A 20,736-nucleotide genomic window follows, 5' to 3' on the forward strand; every position below is an offset into this window, starting at 1 on the left:
TTAATAGGTTTCACAAAGAAGGAGTGATGAAAATGTTAGGAACTGTATCAAAACGAGAAAGTCGTCCATCGGCCGTCAGAGGATCCGGGATCGTGAGAGGGTTACAAAAGGCTTCATTCGGTACGTTTTCCTTTATGGCAAACAAAGGGGTTTTCCACATGGTGCTGGCGTTATTATTAGGACGAGCCATCATTCTATCGTCCATGGCCCCTTTTGGCGTAGCATTTTTAGCGGTGATCTGGTGGCTAAAGCGCCCGCTTGTCATACCCGTCACAATTATGATGGCCGCCGGGGCTTCTACATACAGCTACGGTCATGCGGGTTTTATTGTAGGGGCGTCGACGACTTTTTTGCTCTTAAGTCTGGCATTGCGCAAAACAAGTCACCCCCAGAAATGGCTGCCGATGATCGCGTTGATGGCAAGCTTGATTCCGAGAACCGTGAGTCTCGCTCTGCTGGATCGTTGGCAGCTCTACGAACTTACTTTGATGGTGGCGGAAGGAGTACTAGCTTTTATCCTTGTACTCATCTTTATGCAAAGCATTCCGCTTTTAACACCACAAAGATATCAACCATCGTTAACAAATGAAGAAATTGTTTGTTTAATCATATTATTGGCCTCTGTTTTAACGGGAATGATCGGCTGGCAGGTACAGGGCGTTGCCGTCGTCGATATTTTTGCTCGATACTTAGTTATTTTGATGGCCTATACTGCCGGGGCTGCGATTGGATCAACGGTCGGTGTAGTGACCGGACTGGTTTTAAGCCTATCCAATATGGATCATATCTATCAAATGAGCCTGCTCGCTTTCTCAGGCTTATTAGGGGGGTTATTAAAAGAAGGGAAAAAGGCCGGGGTGAGCGTAGGACTCATCGTCGGTACTTTATTGATTGGTTTCTATGTGAGCAGTGGAGCTGATCTTCCATCTTCGCTGTGGGCTTCGGCCTGTGCGGTGGTTTTGTTTATGCTGACCCCGAATTCGTGGGTCAAGCAATTATCACGATATGTTCCGGGGACGGATGAACACCATTCGGAACAGCAAAAATACTTACAAAAAGTGCGAGACGTCACGGCTGTCAGGGTCGGGAAGTTTTCGGACGTTTTTCAGGCTTTATCAAAAAGTTTTACTCATTTAGAGTCTCCAAAGGAGGATAACGGGGAAGCAGAGGAAGTGGACTATTTTTTAAGTCATGTCACGGAAAAAACCTGCCAATCATGTTTTAAGAAAGAAAAATGTTGGGTCAATCAATTCGACGACACCCATAACTTAATGACCGATCTTATGCATGAATTGGATGAAAGAGGGGAGCCCAGCCGTGTCATGCGAAAGAACGTCGATCAGCATTGCGTCAAACCGCAAAAGTTGATTGATACGATGAATCATGAATTGTCTTTTTATCATGCCAACAAAGAATTGAAGCGCCAGGTGCACGAAAGCCGGAAGTTTGTAGCCGAGCAGCTCCAGGGCGTATCTGATGTGATGAATAATTTTGCAAAGGAAATTGTGAAAGAGCGTGAGCACCATGAGCATAAAGAACAGGTGATCTACCATGCACTTGAACGAATGGGGATGGTCATTCAAAAATTAGAAATCTATTCCTTGGATGCGGGAAACATGGATCTCGAATTAATTGTTGAGATTGATAATTATAGAGGGGAAGGAGCGAAAATCATTGCACCTGTCCTTTCGGATATTCTGGGAGAAACCATTGTTGTCACAATGGAAGAAATCTCTCCATATCCAAACGGAAGGTGTTATTTATCATTTGGATCAGCGAAGCATTATTCAATTGAATCGGGAGTTGCACACGCCGCTAAAGGAGGGGGATTCGTTTCAGGAGACAGCTTTACAATGATGGAGTTAGGAAGGGGGAAATATGCATTAGCGATCAGTGATGGAATGGGTAACGGGGAACGTGCTCATGAGGAAAGTATGGAAACGCTGAGGCTGTTGAAACAGATTCTTCAATCGGGCATCCAGGAGTCCGTAGCCATTCAGTCGATTAATTCCATATTGTCTTTACGGACGAACGATGAAATTTTTTCAACGTTGGACTTAGCGGTGATTGACCTGCATCAGGCGACGTCCAAGTTCATTAAGGTCGGCAGCACGCCGAGCTATATAAAACGAGGCGATAAAATTTTCACCGTCGAGGCCGGAAACCTGCCGATGGGAATCATCCCGGATGTCGACGTGGATATGAGGAGTGAACAATTGAAGGCAGGAGATTTCCTCATCATGATGAGCGACGGGATTTTGGAAGGTCCGAAGCAAATCGGTAATGTAGACATGTGGCTTAAGCGGAAGATCAGGGAAATATCAGATGAAGATCCCCAAGCGATGGCTGATCTTTTATTAGAAGAGGTGATACGGACCCAATCTGGAACGATCATGGATGATATGACGATTATCGTAGCGCGGATTGATCGTTATATGCCGGAGTGGACGTCGATTCCTTCGGTGAAAAAAGAGGCCTGATTGTAGTATAGAATTTCTCCTTTTCGGCGATGATGGAAGCAACGAATCAGGAGGGATATGCACAATGAAACCAGGCCGATTAAAGCAGATTCTTTTATTGACGGATGGATGCTCGAACCATGGAGAAGACCCTGTCGTCGTCGCAGCGCTTGCGAGGAATCAGGGAATAACGGTCAATGTGATTGGCGTTCTTGACGATCGGCAAAGTGGCAACCCACAAGGGCTTGAAGAAGTAGAATCGATTGCTGAGGCAGGTGGAGGCGTCAGTCAAATTGTATATCAGAAAAGTTTGTCCCAAACCGTGCAAATGGTGACGAGACAAGCCATGACCCAGACGATTCAAGGGGTTGTTAATAAAGAATTACAAGAGATCTTAGGGAAAAAACAGACCATTGAAGAACTTCCTCCAGAGCAGCGGGGAGAAGTGGTTGAAGTGGTGGACGAACTCGGAGAGAGCTGCGACCTTGAGGTGCTTGTGCTCGTGGATACAAGTGCAAGTATGCACCATAAGCTGCCGACCGTGAAGGAGGCTCTTTTCGATTTGTCCCTTAGCTTGAATGCGAGATCAGGATCTAACCAATTCAGTGTATATGCCTTCCCGGATCCGAAGAAAACCATTACGAAAATGGTGGGTTGGACACCGGAATTGGGTGAAATACATGGGATCTTTTCCAAATTAAACAGTGGAGGATACACGCCAACGGGACCTGCGTTGAAAGAGGCACTTTATGCGTTTGCAGGGAAACCTCTCGATGAGCGGTTGAGAAATGAGGAAGGTCCATATGAAGAAACAGGTTTTTGACTTATCCCCTGGAAGTCGAGTAACCGGTAAATGGAGCGGTTGTACTTATACCATCATCAAAAAAGTGGGTGCTGGAGCCTGCGGAACTGTTTTTTTATGCCGTTCCCATCAAGGGGATACGTATGCCCTTAAGCTTGGGGAAGATAGTTCGCGAATGATGTTGGAAGTGAATATGCTCAAAAAATTCAGTAAGGTCCAAGGGGTGAAACTTGGGCCTTCTTTTTTTGATGTGGATGATTGGGTGGATGTGTCTGGCCGGACGCACCCTTTTTATGTGATGGAATACGTAGAAGGAACCCCCGTGACAGAATTTTTGAAAGGGAAGACGAAGGATTGGATCGGCATTCTAGCTATCCAATTACTCGCGGACCTTGAGAATCTTCACAAAGCGGGATTTGTATTCGGTGATTTGAAGACAGACAACTTGTTAGTATCCGGTTCAAAAGTCCGTTGGATCGATGTGGGCGGAGTAACGGCTATAGGTCGTGCCATTAAAGAATACACTGAATTTTATGATCGGGGCTATTGGAACATGGGCTCTCGAAAAGCAGAACCGACGTATGATTTATTTGCCGTCACGATGATCATAATGGAAATGGGCCACCCGAAGAGGTTTGAAAAAGGGAGTCACCCTCAAAAGACGCTGGAAAATAAACTGGCTTCATCACCGATCCTGAAACCCTATAGACGGGTGATTCAACAATGTTGGAAAGGGAATATACAAAATGCGACACAAATGAAAGACCACCTTTCCGGTGTACTGATGAAACGCAAAAGCCCACCGGCTTCGTCCCGTCAGAGGCGTGTGCACAATAAAAAATCTGAGAATGTCGAACTTGCTGCTTTAACGGTGGCATCGGGGGTGTTTTTTGCGGTGTCGATTGTAAGTTTCTTCTTCTAATCAGACCACCTTGTGAAGATGAGAACAGGTGGATAGGGGAGGGGATGTCGTCTCCTTTATAAAAATAACGAGGAAATGGAAGCTTATCTTTTGAAGTGCTTACGAATAGTGATACGATAGGAAGAGATATACAGACAGAGACAGGGGGAAAACACCTGATGGATCATGCTGTCCATACTTTCATCTCGAAACACCATATGATCCAGCCGCATGAGACCATATTGGTCGCTGTGTCCGGAGGGCCGGATTCGGTCGCTCTTTTGCATTTTCTTTGTGCGATGAAAGAAAAGCTTTCCCTTCATTTGATTGCCCTTTCTGTCGATCATCAATTAAGAGGAGAAGAATCTCAAGCAGATCTTCGTTTTGTTGAGACGATGTGCGAAGAATGGGGAGTCGAATTTGTCGGAACCTCTGTGGATGTCCAGGCGTATAAGAAAGATACGGGGAAAGGCACGCAGGAAGCGGCCAGGGAATTGAGGTATGCGTTTTTTGAAAAGATGATGTATGCCTATGAAGCGGATGCTCTCGCTATGGGGCATCACGGTGACGATCAGGCAGAAACAATTCTGATGCAGCTTATGCGCAGTGCACGACCGGAAGCGGTTCAGGGGATGCCCGCCACAAGACGTTTTGCTTGCGGAAGAATCATTCGTCCATTCCTTACAGCCTCTAAAGACCAAATCGCTTCTTATCTGGAAGATCGAGCCTTAAAGGTAAGGATGGATCCATCCAATGAGGAAACCGAGTACACTCGGAATGCGGTTAGGCAGTACCTCTTGCCTTTTATGAAAGAGAGCAATCCGCAATTTCATAAGCATATGCAGGTGTGGAGCGAGAGAGCTAGAGAAGAAAGGTCATACATAAATGAGCAGGCCCAAAAAGTCTTGGAAACTGTCCATTTTTCTTCAAATGTTGAGAAATTCGTACAATTATCAAAACAAACTTTCAAAACATTCCCGCTTGCTTTACAAAGGACAGCCTTTCATCTAATATTGAACTATCTGTATGTGAACCAAAACGAAGACATTTCTTACTTGCATGAAGAAATGTTCATGAACCTTTTGAATGATGAAAAACCGAATGCTTCCCTGGACTTTCCGGAAGGGTTAAAAATCATCCGTGCCTATGATGACATCTCCTTTTCTTTTTCGAAAGAACAAGAATGGAAAGGGTACTCCTACATTCTCGAAATGGGAGAGGAGCTTCAACTTCCTGATGGGTCGCAAATCAGGGCGGATTGGTTCAGCGGGGACGGAACAGAAGATGCTCATACGTACCTATGTGATTCGCATCACGTAAATCTTCCTCTTGTCGTCCGCACGAGGCAGGAGGGGGACCGAATGCGTCTGAGAGGGATGAACGGATCGAAAAAAGTAAAAGATATTTTTATCGACCAAAAGATCCCGGCCCGTCTGCGCCCTACCTGGCCGATCGTTACAGATCAAGCAGGAAAGATTCTTTGGGTCGTCGGTTTGAAAAAAGGCGGGGAGCGTACCAGCCTTTCATCAGGTCCATGGCTTCGGTTACATTATAAAAACAAAGCAGACACGTAGGAGGAGCAATCATGCATAACGAAATTGAAAAGGTCTTGATTTCTGAAGAGGAAATTCAGGCGAAGTGTAAAGAGCTGGGAGCGGAACTTTCGAAAGAATATGAGGATCGTTTTCCTTTGGCGATCGGGGTACTGAAAGGCGCCCTTCCGTTTATGACTGATTTACTGAAACGCATGGAAACTCATTTGGAAATGGATTTCATGGATGTTTCCAGCTATCACGGAGGTATGGAATCTTCAGGAGAAGTCAAAATTGTTAAAGACCTTGATACGAAGGTTGAGGGTCGAGACATTTTGATCATTGAAGATATTATCGATAGTGGTCGAACACTTGCCTATCTTGTCGACTTGTTCAAGTACCGTAAAGCTAAGTCGATCAAAATCGTTACACTGCTTGATAAACCGACAGGACGAAGCGCGGATATCAAAGCAGATACAGTCGGGTTCGAAGTTCCTGATGAATTCGTTGTAGGGTATGGCTTAGACTATGAAGAAAAGTATCGTAATCTTCCGTACGTCGGAGTCTTGAAGCCTGAGGTTTATGGAGGCTGAGGGTCAACCTGCGATGGCAAGTTTGAAAGTGTCCATGTCAAGGGTAATTAGTTGTGTCGGCCGTTTTTGGTATGGTAGTATTTACTATAGTTTTTCTCGTTTGGGAGGAGGTAGGCAATGAACCGGATCTTTCGTAATACCATATTTTACTTACTTATCTTCCTCGTGGTTATCGGCGTGGTCGGTCTATTCCGAGGTCAAGGTGATCCGCAAACAGAATATAATGTCAATGAATTCTACAATAAATTGAATAATGGTGAAATCCAGGAAATGACGATTCAGCCTGTCAATGGGGTGGTTCGTGTAACTGGTACAGAACAGGGAGCGGAAGAGGGCGAAACTTTCGTCGCGCAACTTCCAGCTAATGATGAAGTGATTGCTCAAATCACACAGACAGCTCAAGAACAGAGTAATCTGACTGTTGAACAAGAAGAGCAGCCTAGCGCATGGGTGACTTTTCTAACGTCCATCATCCCGTTCGTCATTATCTTTATTTTGTTCTTCTTCTTGCTTAATCAGGCGCAGGGCGGCGGAAGTCGTGTCATGAACTTTGGTAAGAGTAAGGCGAAGATGTATTCAGAAGAGAAGAAGAAAGTGCGCTTCAAAGATGTTGCTGGAGCAGATGAAGAGAAGCAGGAGCTTGTCGAAGTCGTTGACTTCCTTAAAGACCCTCGTAAATTCTCTGCTGTTGGTGCCCGTATTCCTAAGGGTGTCTTATTAGTTGGACCTCCGGGTACAGGTAAAACATTACTTGCACGTGCTGTAGCTGGTGAGGCAGGAGTACCATTCTTCTCCATCAGTGGTTCTGACTTCGTTGAAATGTTCGTCGGTGTCGGTGCATCCCGTGTCCGTGACTTGTTTGAAAATGCGAAAAAGAACGCACCAGGCATCATCTTCATTGATGAAATTGATGCCGTAGGTCGTCAACGTGGAGCTGGTCTTGGCGGAGGTCACGATGAGCGCGAGCAAACGTTGAACCAATTGCTTGTTGAAATGGATGGTTTTGGTGTCAATGAAGGAATCATCATCATCGCTGCGACCAACCGTCCGGATATCCTGGACCCAGCCCTTCTACGTCCGGGTCGTTTTGACCGTCAAATTACAGTTGATCGTCCAGATGTTAAAGGCCGTGAAGCAGTACTTGCTGTACACGCGAAGAACAAGCCGTTGTCTGAGAACGTCGACTTGAAGACGATTGCGCTCCGTACACCAGGCTTTTCTGGTGCCGACCTGGAAAACTTATTGAACGAAGCTGCTCTAGTAGCTGCGCGTGGAGATAAGAAGAAAGTCGATATGGATGACGTAGATGAAGCGATTGACCGCGTGATTGCAGGGCCTGCTAAGAAGAGTCGTGTGATTTCTAAGAAAGAACGCGATATTGTTGCCCACCACGAAAGTGGACACACAGTAATCGGTATGGTGCTTGATGATGCGGATATGGTCCATAAAGTTACGATTGTTCCTCGTGGGCAGGCGGGAGGATATGCCGTCATGCTTCCTAAAGAAGATCGTTACTTTATGACGAAACCGGAATTGTTCGATAAGATTACAGGATTACTCGGTGGTCGTGTAGCCGAAGAAATCATCTTTGGTGAAGTAAGTACTGGAGCTCACAATGACTTCCAGCGTGCAACCAGCATCGCACGCAAAATGGTCACAGAGTATGGCATGAGTGAAAAACTCGGTCCACTTCAGTTCGGCTCTAATTCTGGCGGACAGGTCTTCCTTGGACGTGATATCCAGAATGAACAGAACTACAGTGATCAAATTGCCTATGAAATCGATCAGGAAGTGAAGAACTTCATTCAGTACTGTTATGACCGTGCGAAAACGATCCTTACTGAAAATAAAGACAAGCTTGAGTTGATTGCGAAGACACTATTAGATGTCGAAACACTTGATGCAACTCAAATTCGTTCTCTATTTGATAAAGGTCGTCTTCCGACGGATGAAGAGCTTGAAGAAATCGCACGTGAACACAATGCGAAAATCAAGAACAACACGTCTTCCAACAATGAGGATGTCCGTGTGACTATTCAATCCAAAGAAGATGAACAAGAAGAAGAGACAGAAACTCATGAAGAAACGAAGAAAGATTCAAAAGATGAAGATTCATCTGATTCAGAGGATCGTCGTTCTTAAAGGTTCATGAGCAAAGCCACATCAGCCCGGAAATGGGTGGTGTGGCTTTTTCTGTGTGCTAAAAGAGCGTAACGGCGGGTTCATGTGATATGATGGTAGCCGAAGGAAATGACACGGGAGGCTTCATGTATGAATTTTGTCCTTGATGTGGGAAATACCAATACTGTACTAGGCGTATTTGAGAATGACTCTTTGAAATATCAGTGGAGGATCAAAACCGATCGTCATAAAACAGAAGATGAGTTCGGAATGTTGATTAAATCACTCTTCGATCACGAAGGGTTGCGTTTCGAAGATATGGACGGCGTAATAATTTCGTCCGTCGTACCACCGATTATGTTTGCACTTGATCGTATGTCTCGATATTATTTTAAAAAGCAACCGATGATCATAGGTGAGGGGATGGTGGATCACGGATTGCCGATGAAATATCCAAACCCGAATGAAATCGGAGCAGATCGAGTGGTCAATGCGGTAGGTGCCATTGATGAGTATCCACTTCCTTTAGTCATCATCGACTTTGGAACAGCGACAACTTATTGTTATATTAATGCTGAAGGGGAATACCTTGGAGGTGCCATTGCCCCAGGGGTTAATATCTCGATGGAAGCTCTTTACGCGAAAGCAGCCAAACTTCCAAAAATCGAAATTAAGAGTCCGGAACATGTTATTGGTCAAAGCACTGTTGAAGCCATGCAGTCCGGCGTCTACTATGGATATGTAGGTCAGGTCGATGAAGTCGTTCGTCGTATGAAGGAAACATCCGATCAGACACCGACGGTTATCGCTACAGGCGGTCTTGCCAATTTAATTGCCGGTCAGTCAAGGACGATCGATCATGTCGATCCTTACTTGACGTTGAAAGGTCTTCATAAGATATATCAAAGGAACAAAGAGAAAAAAGCGTTTAAAGGAGAATGAATAGCATGTCAGATTATTTAGTGCGTGCCATAGGTTTCGACGGCCAGGTGAGGGCTTATGCCATTCAATCAACAGAAACAGTCGAAGAGGCAAGACGCAGACAAGATACGTGGGCAACGACATCAGCAGCACTAGGACGTACGTTAACCATCAGCGGCATGATGGGAGCGATGCTTAAGGGAAATGATAAGCTCACAGTGAAGGTCGAAGGGGACGGCCCTGCTGGCGCCATTATCGCAGATGCAAACTCTAAAGGGGAAGTTCGTGGATATATCAAAAACCCTCATGTGGATTTCGAATCAAATGCCCAAGGGAAATTGGATGTGGCCCGAGCTGTTGGAACGTCAGGAACGTTAAGTATCGTGAAGGACTTGGGTATGAAAGACCACTTTACAGGTCAAGTCCCCCTCGTGTCCGGCGAGATCAGTGAAGACTTCACTTATTACTTTGCAAACTCTGAGCAAGTGCCTTCAGCTGTTGGAGCTGGAGTGCTTGTAGATACGGACTATTCCATTCTTGCTGCCGGGGGGTTCATTGTCCAAATGATGCCGGGAGCTGACGAAGAGATGACCAGCCAAATTGAAAAGAGACTTTCAGAAATGCCTGCGATTTCTTCTCTCGTACGCGACGGCAAAACCCCAGAAGAAATTCTGCACACGGTTCTTGGAGAAGAAAATGTGCGTGTACTGGATACGGTGCCAGTGAAGTTTCAGTGCCACTGTTCACGTGAACGGGTGGAAATGGCCATTGCGAGCCTAGGGGATGAAGAAATTGAACGCATGATCAACGAGGATCAGGGAGCAGAAGCGAAGTGCCACTTCTGTAACGAAGATTACCAGTTCAATGTAGAAGACCTAAAAGAGCTGCAATCTCAAGATACGGATTCCACATCATAAACGAAAACCAAAAATGATATAATAAAAGGCGAAACCGCGGTTTCGCCTTTTCCTTTAATAATGCAGGATTGAAATGTTTGACAATTGTCTTCTTATTCAGTACATTAGGTTTAAATCCTATTAAAATACTTGGTTTTGGGAGTGAGTGTATTGAGAATCGTAAATAACGTAAGCGAATTAGTTGGGCAAACTCCATTGGTCAAACTGAACGGAAGCGCGGAGGAAGACAGTGCAGATATTTATCTTAAACTGGAATACATGAATCCGGGCAGTTCCGTTAAAGACCGTATTGCTCTTTCCATGATTGAAGAAGCTGAAAAAGATGGAAGTCTCAAAGAGGGAGATACTATTGTTGAACCGACGAGCGGGAATACGGGGATTGGTCTGGCTATGATTGCAGCGGCCAAAGGTTACAAAGCCATACTCGTTATGCCAGACACGATGAGTCAAGAACGTCGTAACCTTCTGCGTGCCTATGGAGCAGAACTCGTTCTTACTCCAGGTAGTGAAGGGATGAAAGGCGCCATTAAAAAGGCAGCTGAACTCCAAGAACAGAAGGGCTACTTCCTGCCTCAACAGTTCAACAATGAAGCAAACCCACTCATTCACGAAAAAACGACCGGACCGGAAATTGTCGAGCAAATGGGTGACCAATTGGACGCATTCGTTGCGGGTATCGGAACAGGTGGAACCATTACGGGCGCGGGTAAAGTGTTGAAGGAGAAATACCCGGACATCAAAATTTATGCGATCGAACCGGAAGAATCTCCGGTCTTATCCGGCGGAGACCCTGGTCCACATAAGATCCAAGGAATCGGGGCAGGCTTTGTACCTGGTATCCTGAATACGGAAATCTATGATGAAGTCATTAAAGTAACGAAAGAAGATTCATTCGAAGCTGCGAGGGAAGCCGCTAGAAAAGATGGAATTCTGGGAGGAATCTCTTCCGGATCCGCTATCCACGTTGCGAAGCAGGTAGCCAAAAAGCTTGGCAAAGGGAAGAAGGTTGTAGCGATCATCCCTAGTAATGGTGAGCGTTATCTATCTACTCCTCTTTATCAGTTCGACGAAGAATAAGGTTAGGCAACTGCACCTCTATGGGGTGCAGTTTTTATTTGTGTTTCCAACCGTGCACGTGTGATAGAAATTTTGAAATGATGTAAGATAGGGGAAGAGAATGATGGAAACGAGGGAAACATATGAACACCCAATTAAAAACTTCTGAAAAAACGTTCGACCTAACAAAGGAAACTCTTGTGATGGGGATTCTTAATATTACGCCAGATTCTTTTTCTGATGGAGGGCTTTATTTTGATCTCGATCACGCTGTCAAACAAGCGAAGATGATGGAAGAAGAAGGAGCGCATATCATTGATATCGGCGGTGAATCCACACGTCCCGGCCATCAACCCGTAACAGCTGAGGAGGAACTGGAACGAGTCATCCCTGCGATCCAGGCGGTCAAAAAGGCAGTTCCCCTTCCTCTTTCCATTGATACTTATAAAGCAGAAGTGGCTGAGAAGGCGGTCGAGGCAGGTGCGTCGATCATTAATGATGTATGGGGTGCGATTAAAGAACCCGCTATTGCTGAAGTCGCTGCCCGTTATGGTGTACCTATCATCCTTACCCATAACCGGTCAGACAGAAATTACGAATCTTTAATGGATGACATGAAAAATGATCTCCGAAAAAGCATTAAGATAGCCAAGGATGCGGGTGTTAAAGATGAGAACATCATCCTCGATCCAGGTATCGGTTTTGCCAAAACTCAAGCACAAAACTTGGAGGTCATGCGAAATTTAGCAGAATTAAAGGAACTTGGTTACCCGATTTTATTAGGAACCTCCAGGAAATCATTTATCGGTACAGCCCTGGATCTTCCGAAAGAGGAACGGATGGAAGGGACAGGTGCAACTGTCTGTTATGGAGTGGCACAAGGCATGGATATTGTAAGGGTGCATGATGTAAAGCCCATTGTACGAATGACGAAAATGATGGATGCTATGCTCGGGAAGGGTGAAGGAATTGGATAAAATATATGTGAATCAAATGGAGTTCTGGGGTTATCATGGTCTCTTTCCCGAAGAGAACAAACTCGGACAACGGTTCTATGTGGATCTTGAGCTTGAGTTGGACTTGAGGCCAGCAGCAGAATCTGATGATATGACAAAATCGATTGATTACGGTGCCATTTACGAGGTCACTAAAAAAACAGTGGAAGGAAAACACCATAAACTCGTCGAAACAGTGGCGGAAAAACTATCCAATGAACTTTTCGGAGAGTTTCCCCTGTTGGAAGGATGCCTCATAAAAGTATATAAGCCTGACCCTCCAATTCCTGGTCATTATAAATCGGTTGCGATCGAGATCTACCGGAGACGGGAAACATGAATATCGCGTATATTGCGTTAGGGTCGAATATTTCACCACGGGAAGCATTTTTGAAAGATGCGATCTCGCTGCTAGAGGAGCATGAGGATATAACGGTCCGAAAAAAGTCAGCGGTCTATGAAACGGCCCCTGTCGGATACACAGAACAAAACGACTTTTTAAATATGGCCATTCAAGTGGAAACGGTTTTGTCCCCTCCCTTATTGCTGGAGTACTGCCAGGGCATTGAACAGGAACTTGGGAGAAAGCGCGTGATAAAGTGGGGGCCGCGTACGATCGACCTCGATATATTACTTTATAACCAGGATGATATGAAAACAGAGCAATTAACGATCCCCCATCCTCATATGCACGAACGGGCGTTTGTGATGGTCCCTTTAGCAGATTTGGATGCTCAAGCTTTCCTTCCTCATTTACAACAAACAGCGGGAGAAGTTCTTGGGTTGCTTCCATCAGAAGAAGTGAGAAGCATGAAGAAGTGGGGAAGAATATAGTGATATCGTGCAAGGTCAAATAGAAGGGGCTTGGTATTCGTTGGCTGTTGAAATAGGGGAGTAAATGTAAGAATCCTTACCCTTTCAACATTGACACGCTCATAGTACTTTTTTATACTAAACGATAGTTAGATACTGCCAGTCCCATGCTGGCAGTTTTTGTTATTGTAACGGTAAGTACCCAAAAAGATCAGGGAATGGAGTGATAGCAATGACGGAAGAACTTAATGAACATATGCGGGTGCGTCGCGATAAGATGAATACTCACCGCGAACAGGGCATCGACCCATTCGGTGACAAATTCGACCGCACAGACTACGCCCAAGACTTAATAGAGAAGTACGATCAATATACGAAAGAGGAACTGGAGGAAAAGCAGTTCCCAGCAACCATTGCTGGACGAATCATGACGAAGCGTGGAAAAGGAAAAGCAGGTTTTGCACATATTCAGGATCTGACCGGCCAAATCCAACTTTATGTTCGTAAAGATGAAATTGGAGAAGAAGCTTACGACAATCTGTTCAAATCTGCTGATTTAGGAGATATCGTAGGAGTTTCCGGCGTGATGTTCAAGACAAACGTTGGAGAACTTTCCGTGAAAGCAGCAGACTACCAATTGCTTACGAAGTCTCTACGCCCACTTCCTGAAAAATTCCATGGCTTGCAAGATGTCGAACAACGTTATCGCCAGCGTTACTTAGACCTTATTACAAACCCTGATAGTAGAGACACGTTTGTACTGCGTAGTAAGATCATTCAGTCTATGCGCCGTTATCTAGATGGTTTAGGTTTCTTAGAAGTAGAAACTCCATTGATGCACGGGATCGCAGGTGGAGCTTCCGCCCGTCCTTTCATTACACACCACAATGCACTGGACATGCAGTTGTATATGCGTATCGCTATCGAGCTGCACCTGAAGCGTTTGATCGTAGGTGGTTTGGAAAAAGTATATGAAATCGGACGTGTATTCCGTAATGAAGGAATCTCAACTCGTCACAACCCTGAGTTTACGATGATTGAGCTGTATGAAGCCTATGCCGATTACCATGACATCATGAACCTGACAGAAAACATGGTTGCTCATATCGCTAAAGAGGTTCTTGGTACAACGAAAGTCACTTACAATGAACAAGAAATCGATTTAGAGCCAGAGTGGACACGTCTTCATATGGTAGATGCCATCAAAGAACACACAGGGGTGGACTTCTGGGAGCAAATGACTGATGATCGTGCCAAAGAGCTTGCTAAAGAGCACGGCGTTGAAATTAAAGATACGATGACATTTGGTCATATTGTGAATGAATTCTTTGAACAGCGCGTAGAAGAAAAATTACTTCAGCCTACCTTTATTTATGGCCATCCGACAGAGATCTCTCCTCTTGCGAAGAAGAATCCAGAGGATGGAAGATTTACGGATCGTTTCGAATTGTTCATTGTTGGACGTGAACATGCGAATGCTTTCTCTGAGTTGAATGATCCGATTGATCAAAGAGAACGTTTCGAAGCTCAACTGAAAGAAAGAGAAGAAGGAAATGATGAAGCACATATGATGGATGAAGACTTCCTTGAGTCCCTTGAATATGGAATGCCTCCAACGGGTGGTCTAGGAATCGGGATCGATCGTCTAGTCATGCTGCTGACAGATTCCCCTTCTATTCGTGACGTTCTACTGTTCCCGCAAATGAGAAATCGTGAATCATAAGGTTATCAATCCCCCCGGATTCTTCTGGGGGATTGTTTTTTTATCTATAGGACTACTCACTATATGAAGGGCAATAATCTGAATTATCTTTTTACGAAAAACCTATTGCGTGGTTTTGGATCCCGTGATATATTATTACTTGTCGCATTAACAGAGCGGCCAGCCGCAAACGGCTTAACAAAATAAATCATAAAAAGTTGTTGACGAAAACAACTGCACATGATATATTAATTAAGTCGCTGTTTTGAAGCGGCAAACAAACATTTGATCTTTGAAAACTGAACGAACCAACCAGTACGTCAAAACATTTCTTCTTTATAGAAGAGATTTGAAACAAGCACATTCGGTGTGCAAATGAGCAAGTCAAACTTAACTTTTATGGAGAGTTTGATCCTGGCTCAGGACGAACGCTGGCGGCGTGCCTAATACATGCAAGTCGAGCGCGGGAAGCGAGTGGATCCCTTCGGGGTGAAGCTCGTGGAACGAGCGGCGGACGGGTGAGTAACACGTGGGCAACCTGCCTGTAAGATCGGAATAACCCCGGGAAACCGGGGCTAATGCCGGGTAATACTTTCTTTCGCATGAAGGAAAGTTGAAAGATGGCTTCTTGCTATCACTTACAGATGGGCCCGCGGCGCATTAGCTAGTTGGTGAGGTAACGGCTCACCAAGGCGACGATGCGTAGCCGACCTGAGAGGGTGATCGGCCACACTGGGACTGAGACACGGCCCAGACTCCTACGGGAGGCAGCAGTAGGGAATCTTCCGCAATGGACGAAAGTCTGACGGAGCAACGCCGCGTGAACGATGAAGGTCTTCGGATCGTAAAGTTCTGTTGTTAGGGAAGAACAAGTACCGTGCGAATAGAGCGGTACCTTGACGGTACCTAACGAGGAAGCCCCGGCTAACTACGTGCCAGCAGCCGCGGTAATACGTAGGGGGCAAGCGTTGTCCGGAATTATTGGGCGTAAAGCGCGCGCAGGCGGTTCCTTAAGTCTGATGTGAAAGCCCACGGCTCAACCGTGGAGGGTCATTGGAAACTGGGGAACTTGAGGACAGAAGAGGAGAGTGGAATTCCACGTGTAGCGGTGAAATGCGTAGATATGTGGAGGAACACCAGTGGCGAAGGCGACTCTCTGGTCTGTTTCTGACGCTGAGGTGCGAAAGCGTGGGTAGCAAACAGGATTAGATACCCTGGTAGTCCACGCCGTAAACGATGAGTGCTAGGTGTTAGGGGGCTTCCACCCCTTAGTGCTGAAGTTAACGCATTAAGCACTCCGCCTGGGGAGTACGGCCGCAAGGCTGAAACTCAAAGGAATTGACGGGGGCCCGCACAAGCGGTGGAGCATGTGGTTTAATTCGAAGCAACGCGAAGAACCTTACCAGGTCTTGACATCCTTGGACATCCCTAGAGATAGGGCTTTCCCTTCGGGGACCAAGTGACAGGTGGTGCATGGTTGTCGTCAGCTCGTGTCGTGAGATGTTGGGTTAAGTCCCGCAACGAGCGCAACCCCTAATCTTAGTTGCCAGCATTCAGTTGGGCACTCTAAGGTGACTGCCGGTGACAAACCGGAGGAAGGCGGGGATGACGTCAAATCATCATGCCCCTTATGACCTGGGCTACACACGTGCTACAATGGATGGTACAAAGGGCAGCGAAGCCGCGAGGTGTAGCAAATCCCATAAAACCATTCTCAGTTCGGATTGCAGGCTGCAACTCGCCTGCATGAAGCCGGAATCGCTAGTAATCGCGGATCAGCATGCCGCGGTGAATACGTTCCCGGGCCTTGTACACACCGCCCGTCACACCACGAGAGTTGGCAACACCCGAAGTCGGTGAGGTAACCTTTTTGGAGCCAGCCGCCGAAGGTGGGGCCAATGATTGGGGTGAAGTCGTAACAAGGTAGCCGTATCGGAAGGTGCGGCTGGATCACCTCCTTTCTAAGGATATAACGGAAACGTACTGTGTTGGTTGTTCAGTTTTGAGAGATCAAACGATCTTTCAACTTGTGAACCTTGAAAACTGGATAAGGAATCATTGTCTTCATCTAACGATGAGACAATTGATGACAAGACATCTAATTGAAATTGTAAACGTCTTTTCACGAAGATAGTTAAGTGAATAAGGGCGCACGGTGGATGCCTTGGTACTAGGAGCCGATGAAGGACGGGACTAACACCGATATGCTCCGGCGAGCCGTAAGTAGGCTTTGACCCGGAGATTTCCGAATGGGGAAACCCACTGTTCGTAATGGAACAGTATCCTATACTGAATACATAGGTATAGGCAGGCACACCCGGGGAACTGAAACATCTAAGTACCCGGAGGAAGAGAAAGCAAATGCGATTTCCCAAGTAGCGGCGAGCGAAACGGAATCAGCCCAAACCAGAAAGCTTGCTTTCTGGGGTTGTAGGACACTCCATTGGAGTTATCAAAGAGGAAGATAGGCGAATCGATCTGGAAAGGTCAGCCAGAGCAGGTAACAGCCCTGTAGTCGAAATCTTTCTCTCTCCGGAGTGGATCCTGAGTACGGCGGAACACGAGGAATTCCGTCGGAATCCGGGAGGACCATCTCCCAAGGCTAAATACTCCCTAGTGACCGATAGTGAACCAGTACCGTGAGGGAAAGGTGAAAAGCACCCCGGAAGGGGAGTGAAAGAGAACCTGAAACCGTGTGCCTACAAGTAGTCGGAGCCCGTTAATGGGTGACGGCGTGCCTTTTGTAGAATGAACCGGCGAGTTACGACCGTATGCGAGGTTAAGCAGCAGAAGCGGAGCCGCAGCGAAAGCGAGTCTGAATAGGGCGAGTGAGTATGCGGTCGTAGACCCGAAACCGTGTGATCTACCCATGTCCAGGGTGAAGGTCAGGTAACACTGACTGGAGGCCCGAACCCACGTAAGTTGAAAATTACGGGGATGAGGTGTGGGTAGGGGTGAAATGCCAATCGAACACGGAGATAGCTGGTTCTCTCCGAAATAGCTTTAGGGCTAGCCTCAGAATAGAAAGTCATGGAGGTAGAGCACTGATTGGACGAGGGGCCCCTATCGGGTTACCGAATTCAGTCAAACTCCGAATGCCATAGACTTTGTTCTGGGAGTCAGACCGTGGGTGATAAGGTTCATGGTCGAGAGGGAAACAGCCCAGACCGCCAGCTAAGGTCCCAAAGTGTGTGTTAAGTGGAAAAGGATGTGGAGTTGCTTAGACAACCAGGATGTTGGCTTAGAAGCAGCCATCATTCAAAGAGTGCGTAATAGCTCACTGGTCGAGTGACTCTGCGCCGAAAATGTACCGGGGCTAAACACACCACCGAAGCTGCGGATTGATCTTATGATCAGTGGTAGGAGAGCGTTCTAAGGGCCGTGAAGTCAGACCGTAAGGACTGGTGGAGCGCTTAGAAGTGAGAATGCCGGTATGAGTAGCGAAAAAAGAGTGAGAATCTCTTTCACCGAATGCCTAAGGTTTCCTGAGGAAGGCTCGTCCTCTCAGGGTTAGTCGGGACCTAAGCCGAGGCCGAAAGGCGTAGGCGATGGACAACAGGTTGATATTCCTGTACCACCTCCTTTCCGTTTGAACGACGGGGGGACGCAGGAGGATAAGGAGAGCGCGCCACTGGATGTGCGCGTCCAAGCAGTGAGACGGTCGGATAGGCAAATCCGTCCGGCAACGTCAAGCTGTGATGGGGAGGGAAATAGAGTACCGAAGCTCCTGAGTTCACACTGCCAAGAAAATCCTCTAGTGAGGAAAGAGGTGCCCGTACCGCAAACCGACACAGGTAGGCGAGGAGAGGATCCTAAGGTGAGCGGGAGAACTCTCGTTAAGGAACTCGGCAAAATGACCCCGTAACTTCGGGAGAAGGGGTGCTCCTCTGCCGAGGAGCCGCAGTGAAAAGGCCCAAGCGACTGTTTACCAAAAACACAGGTCTCTGCGAAGCCGTAAGGCGAAGTATAGGGGCTGACACCTGCCCGGTGCTGGAAGGTTAAGGGGATGCGTTAGCTTATGCGAAGCGTTGAACCGAAGCCCCAGTAAACGGCGGCCGTAACTATAACGGTCCTAAGGTAGCGAAATTCCTTGTCGGGTAAGTTCCGACCCGCACGAAAGGTGCAACGACTTGGGCACTGTCTCAACGAGAGACCCGGTGAAATTATACTATGTGTGAAGATGCACATTACCCGCGACAGGACGGAAAGACCCCGTGGAGCTTTACTGTAGCCTGATATTGAATGTTGGTACAGCTTGTACAGGATAGGTAGGAGCCTTAGAAGCCGGAGCGCTAGCTTCGGTGGAGGCGCTGGTGGGATACTACCCTGGCTGTACGGACATTCTAACCCAGGACCGTGATCCGGTCCGGAGACAGTGTCAGGTGGGCAGTTTGACTGGGGCGGTCGCCTCCCAAAAGGTAACGGAGGCGCCCAAAGGTTCCCTCAGAATGGTTGGAAATCATTCGCAGAGTGTAAAGGCACAAGGGAGCTTGACTGCGAGACCTACAAGTCGAGCAGGGACGAAAGTCGGGCTTAGTGATCCGGCGGTTCCGCATGGAAGGGCCGTCGCTCAACGGATAAAAGCTACCCCGGGGATAACAGGCTTATCTCCCCCAAGAGTCCACATCGACGGGGAGGTTTGGCACCTCGATGTCGGCTCATCGCATCCTGGGGCTGTAGTCGGTCCCAAGGGTTGGGCTGTTCGCCCATTAAAGCGGTACGCGAGCTGGGTTCAGAACGTCGTGAGACAGTTCGGTCCCTATCCGTCGTGGGCGTTGGAAATTTGAAAGGAGCTGTCCTTAGTACGAGAGGACCGGGATGGACACACCGCTGGTGTACCAGTTGTTCCGCCAGGAGCATCGCTGGGTAGCTACGTGTGGTCGGGATAAGTGCTGAAAGCATCTAAGCATGAAGCCCCCCTTGAGATGAGATTTCCCTTTGCTTTAAGCAAATAAGATCCCTCAGAGACGATGAGGTTGATAGGTCCGAGGTGGAAGCGTGGTGACACGTGGAGCTGACGGATACTAATGGATCGATGACTTATCTATCTGATGAAAATCATTCGTGAAAAGATCGTACTTTTTCAAACAAGATGTTTCCTTATCCAGTTTTGAGGGTTTTCAAAAAAACTTGAAATTAACCCTTGAAATTTAATTCAAGAGACAATATAATATATCTTGTCCTTGAAAAAAGGTTTGGTGGTGAAGGCGAAGAGGTCACACCTGTTCCCATGCCGAACACAGCAGTTAAGCTCTTCAGCGCCGATGGTAGTCGGGTTTACCCCCGTGAGAGTAGGACGCCGCCAAGCCTTGATCATAATTTCATAATAATCCGGAGGATTAGCTCAGCTGGGAGAGCACTTGCCTTACAAGCAAGGGGTCGCAGGTTCGAACCCTGCATCCTCCACCATTTCTTATCAAGTTAGCCGGCCTAGCTCAACTGGCAGAGCAACTGATTTGTAATCAGTAGGTTGGGGGTTCAAGTCCTCTGGCCGGCACCATTAGTTGCTTGCGCTAACGTTTATCGATAAGAGCCATTAGCTCAGCTGGTAGAGCATCTGACTTTTAATCAGAGGGTCGAAGGTTCGAATCCTTCATGGCTCACCATTCATTTGCGGGTGTGGTGGAATTGGCAGACACGCTAGATTTAGGATCTAGTGCTTCACGGCGTGGGGGTTCAAGTCCCTCCACCCGCACTTTACGCGGAAGTAGTTCAGTGGTAGAACACCACCTTGCCAAGGTGGGGGTCGCGGGTTCGAATCCCGTCTTCCGCTCCAGAATTTTAACCGAGCTACTTAACAAACAACAACGATGTTAAACATAAAAATTGCCAGGCCGGGGTGGCGGAATTGGCAGACGCACAGGACTTAAAATCCTGCGGTGGGTTTCCACCGTGCCGGTTCGAGTCCGGCCCTCGGCACCATA

Annotated in this window: 13 protein-coding genes, 6 tRNA genes and 3 rRNA genes; all 22 read left to right on the forward strand. The window is 47.0% G+C overall.

Annotation, left to right across the window (positions count from 1 at the left end):
• The first annotated feature begins 32 nt into the window (after positions 1-32).
• The 22 genes from spoIIE (at position 33) to ACJA3J_RS00525 (ending at position 20,734) form a co-directional block, all read left to right on the forward strand.
• The gene (gene spoIIE / locus ACJA3J_RS00420; protein ID WP_089654585.1) at positions 33-2,480 is read left to right on the forward strand and encodes a stage II sporulation protein E; all 2,448 of its coding nucleotides are present in this window, start codon (positions 33-35) and stop codon (positions 2,478-2,480) included.
• Positions 2,481-2,544: 64 nt separating this feature from the next.
• Positions 2,545-3,282, forward strand: a complete 738-nt coding sequence (locus tag ACJA3J_RS00425; RefSeq protein WP_406945257.1) for a VWA domain-containing protein — start codon at positions 2,545-2,547, stop codon at positions 3,280-3,282.
• A complete protein-coding gene (locus ACJA3J_RS00430; protein ID WP_406945258.1) occupies positions 3,263-4,183 on the forward strand; it encodes a protein kinase domain-containing protein in 921 nt (306 codons plus the stop codon). The genes ACJA3J_RS00425 and ACJA3J_RS00430 overlap by 20 nt, the downstream gene beginning before the upstream one ends.
• 158 nt (positions 4,184-4,341) lie before the next feature.
• Positions 4,342-5,736: a tRNA lysidine(34) synthetase TilS gene (tilS, locus tag ACJA3J_RS00435; protein ID WP_115895228.1), complete on the forward strand. Its 1,395-nt coding sequence runs from the start codon at positions 4,342-4,344 to the stop codon at positions 5,734-5,736.
• Between the two features lie 11 nt (positions 5,737-5,747).
• Complete coding sequence (gene hpt, locus ACJA3J_RS00440) at positions 5,748-6,287, forward strand: hypoxanthine phosphoribosyltransferase (protein ID WP_115824762.1); 540 nt, start codon at positions 5,748-5,750, stop codon at positions 6,285-6,287.
• Positions 6,288-6,404: 117 nt separating this feature from the next.
• Entirely contained in the window at positions 6,405-8,429 is a 2,025-nt protein-coding gene (gene ftsH, locus ACJA3J_RS00445; RefSeq protein WP_115895227.1) for an ATP-dependent zinc metalloprotease FtsH, read from the forward strand.
• Positions 8,430-8,558: 129 nt separating this feature from the next.
• Positions 8,559-9,350, forward strand: a complete 792-nt coding sequence (locus ACJA3J_RS00450; protein ID WP_089654579.1) for a type III pantothenate kinase — start codon at positions 8,559-8,561, stop codon at positions 9,348-9,350.
• A 5-nt stretch (positions 9,351-9,355) separates the two neighbouring features.
• Positions 9,356-10,246, forward strand: coding sequence for an Hsp33 family molecular chaperone HslO (hslO, locus tag ACJA3J_RS00455; protein ID WP_406945259.1), 891 nt, complete (start codon positions 9,356-9,358; stop codon positions 10,244-10,246).
• A 150-nt stretch (positions 10,247-10,396) separates the two neighbouring features.
• Entirely contained in the window at positions 10,397-11,323 is a 927-nt protein-coding gene (gene cysK / locus ACJA3J_RS00460; RefSeq protein ID WP_181898744.1) for a cysteine synthase A, read from the forward strand.
• Positions 11,324-11,445: 122 nt separating this feature from the next.
• The gene (gene folP, locus ACJA3J_RS00465) at positions 11,446-12,279 is read left to right on the forward strand and encodes a dihydropteroate synthase (RefSeq protein ID WP_089654577.1); all 834 of its coding nucleotides are present in this window, start codon (positions 11,446-11,448) and stop codon (positions 12,277-12,279) included.
• Positions 12,272-12,637 carry a dihydroneopterin aldolase gene (folB, locus tag ACJA3J_RS00470; RefSeq protein ID WP_406945260.1) on the forward strand — a complete coding sequence of 122 codons (366 nt, stop codon included), beginning with the start codon at positions 12,272-12,274 and terminating at the stop codon, positions 12,635-12,637. The genes folP and folB overlap by 8 nt, the downstream gene beginning before the upstream one ends.
• On the forward strand, positions 12,634-13,131 hold the full coding sequence (folK, locus tag ACJA3J_RS00475; protein WP_089654575.1) for a 2-amino-4-hydroxy-6-hydroxymethyldihydropteridine diphosphokinase: 498 nt from the start codon (positions 12,634-12,636) through the stop codon (positions 13,129-13,131). Before folB ends, folK begins: the two co-directional genes overlap by 4 nt.
• Positions 13,132-13,342: 211 nt before the next feature.
• Entirely contained in the window at positions 13,343-14,833 is a 1,491-nt protein-coding gene (gene lysS, locus ACJA3J_RS00480; protein WP_089654574.1) for a lysine--tRNA ligase, read from the forward strand.
• A 375-nt stretch (positions 14,834-15,208) separates the two neighbouring features.
• A 16S ribosomal RNA gene (locus ACJA3J_RS00485) occupies positions 15,209-16,773 on the forward strand.
• 171 nt (positions 16,774-16,944) lie between these two features.
• Positions 16,945-19,860, forward strand: a 23S ribosomal RNA gene (locus tag ACJA3J_RS00490).
• A gap of 146 nt (positions 19,861-20,006) precedes the next feature.
• A 5S ribosomal RNA gene (gene rrf, locus ACJA3J_RS00495) occupies positions 20,007-20,120 on the forward strand.
• The 16S, 23S and 5S rRNA genes sit together here with 6 tRNA genes alongside, the layout of an rRNA operon.
• 25 nt (positions 20,121-20,145) lie before the next feature.
• Positions 20,146-20,221: transfer RNA gene (locus ACJA3J_RS00500), tRNA-Val, on the forward strand.
• A gap of 15 nt (positions 20,222-20,236) precedes the next feature.
• Positions 20,237-20,312, forward strand: a tRNA-Thr gene (locus ACJA3J_RS00505).
• A gap of 30 nt (positions 20,313-20,342) precedes the next feature.
• Positions 20,343-20,418: transfer RNA gene (locus ACJA3J_RS00510), tRNA-Lys, on the forward strand.
• A gap of 7 nt (positions 20,419-20,425) precedes the next feature.
• Positions 20,426-20,507: transfer RNA gene (locus ACJA3J_RS00515), tRNA-Leu, on the forward strand.
• A gap of 6 nt (positions 20,508-20,513) precedes the next feature.
• Positions 20,514-20,588, forward strand: a tRNA-Gly gene (locus ACJA3J_RS00520).
• Between the two features lie 57 nt (positions 20,589-20,645).
• A tRNA-Leu gene (locus tag ACJA3J_RS00525) sits at positions 20,646-20,734 on the forward strand.
• Positions 20,735-20,736 lie beyond the last annotated feature (2 nt).

This window comes from Halobacillus sp. SY10 (assembly GCF_045401165.1).
Lineage (GTDB): Bacteria > Bacillota > Bacilli > Bacillales > Halobacillaceae > Halobacillus > Halobacillus aidingensis.